The organism is Rhizobium sp. BK538 (assembly GCF_014197575.1).
In the GTDB taxonomy this organism is placed as follows: Bacteria; Pseudomonadota; Alphaproteobacteria; order Rhizobiales; family Rhizobiaceae; genus Rhizobium.
Genome location: NZ_JACIFT010000061.1, coordinates 1 through 1,496, shown reverse-complemented (window position 1 = coordinate 1,496; position 1,496 = coordinate 1). Strand labels below are relative to the sequence as shown.

Annotated in this window: 2 protein-coding genes; one reads left to right on the top strand and one right to left on the bottom strand. The window is 56.5% G+C overall.

From position 1 onward, the window contains the following. Positions 1-20: 20 nt before the first annotated feature. A complete protein-coding gene (locus FHX09_RS29350) occupies positions 21-1,145 on the bottom strand; it encodes an IS630 family transposase (RefSeq protein ID WP_184451121.1) in 1,125 nt (374 codons plus the stop codon). 42 nt (positions 1,146-1,187) lie between these two features. Here FHX09_RS29350 and FHX09_RS29345 point away from each other — a divergent pair, with 42 nt between their 5' ends. After that, a complete protein-coding gene (locus tag FHX09_RS29345) occupies positions 1,188-1,496 on the top strand; it encodes a MarR family transcriptional regulator (RefSeq protein ID WP_183723300.1) in 309 nt (102 codons plus the stop codon).

Genomic DNA, 1,496 nt, shown 5'->3' with positions numbered 1-1,496 from the left:
CTAGTGTGCTGTCTCAGAGATTATGACTCGTTGAGCACAGGTGTTGGATAAGACTTAGCCATTTTTTCGCGCGCTTGGTCGACTGAGAACATCCATCGGATTTGGGCACCGCTATCGGTCCGACGACGCTCCCATGCCTGAACCTCACTTTCGAGCAGGTTGCGGTTGTCGATGCGGCGGTCAAGACACTGTCGGCGCATAACCCCGATCTCGATCTCGGCCATGTTAAGCCAACTCGCGTGGCGGGGCGTGTAGTGGAATTCCAGACGTCGCAAAATCCGGCGTGCCTCAACGGCTGGGAACGTCTGATAGATAGCAGAGGCCGTGTGGGTCGATAGGTTATCCATCACCACACGAACCCGGTCGGCGTCGGGATAATCGACGTCGATCAGCTCGCGCATACAGACCGCAAAGTCCTCGTTGGCGCGCCGATCCGTGACCTTGACCTTGCGCCACGACCTATTGGCGTCGACCATAACAAAAAGGTTGGCCGTGCCATTGCGCTTGTATTCAGAATCGTAGCGGTATCGCTTTCCCGGTTTCTGCACGATAGGCACGCGCACTTCGCCGATCAGCTGGATCGGACTTTCATCGAAGCAGACCACCGGTCGCTTAGGATCATGCGGCTCAGCGTAGAGGTCGAGAAGATCCTCCATCCTGGCGATGTATTCGCCATCGATTTTGGCGATGCACCACATTTTCCTCTGCCACGGCTTCAGGTCGTTGTCGTCCAATCTGCGGCGGATGGTTTCGCGTGAGATACTCTGATGCTCGACCACTTCCAGCAGCGCGTTGGCCAGAAGTGTCAAAGTCCACCGGGCACAGCCCTCGGGTGGATCCGAGCAAGCCAGGGCAACGAGTTGTACCTCGTCCTTGCCGCTCAGCTTTCGAGACGCTCCGGGCCGCGGCTCTTCACTGAGGGCAGCCTCCAGACTAATCTCCACGAAGCGCTTTTTGGTGCGGTAGATGGTCGAACCGCTGGTCTGCACCGATGCCTCGATGGCCTTGTCGCTGACGCCCGCGTCCGCTGCCAACAGGATCTGCATTCGCTTGAGCCGCCGGACTGGCTGTTTGCCGCTACTCACTAAAACGCGAAGCTCGTCGCGTTCGATCTGGTTAAGATCAACCCGATATCGTACGTTCATCACAACATCCCTCATCGTCGAGGGGTCTTGGATGAATCCGAAATGAATCAATTGCTTGACGAAACGAAGCCTGAAAGACCAGTCCCGTTCACCGCAAAACAGGGCCAGTATCTTGCCTTCATATGGGCCTATTCCCAGATCAATGGCCGTGCCCCAGCCGAGACTGACTTTCAGCGCTACTTCAAAGTCACCCCACCCTCGGTGCACCAGATGCTAAAGACACTTGAGAAAATCGGATTGATCCAAAAGCAACCAGGCGTCGCGCGCAGCATCCAACTGCTCGTCCCCCCGCAAGAGCTGCCAATTCTGGGCATAGACCAACCCGTCATAATCTCTGAGATGGGACACTAG